Below are 283 nucleotides of genomic sequence, written 5' to 3'. Positions count from 1 at the left end.
TAGGAAAAGCCCGAGCCGGACAACTTTTCGCCAGTCTTGAGGAAGCATGTCGCGCTGTTTGAGAGCGGCAAGCAATGGCTTCCACATTGCTTCGGCTTTCGTCTCCAAAAGCGCCTTGCGAACCGGGGTCAGCTTCCAATCGAAATCCGCAAAGAGACGGCCGTTCTCGTAGTTGGCTGTGGCCTTGAATTTCTGTTCGGCAAGTGCCGGATCATAGAGCCAGTAGGGATGGGCGAGGATATTGTGGAAGGTCGTCTTCACCTCCGCCAGAAGTGTCGGGATG

1 pseudogene is annotated in these 283 nt (G+C 55.1%); it reads right to left on the bottom strand.

Annotation, left to right across the window (positions count from 1 at the left end):
- Positions 1-283, bottom strand: a pseudogene (locus AF337_RS30250) (hypothetical protein); the annotation flags it as partial.

Origin of the sequence: Rhizobium ecuadorense, from assembly GCF_001187535.1 — a bacterium.
Lineage (GTDB): Bacteria > Pseudomonadota > Alphaproteobacteria > Rhizobiales > Rhizobiaceae > Rhizobium > Rhizobium ecuadorense.
This window is presented reverse-complemented; position numbering and strand designations above follow the sequence as displayed.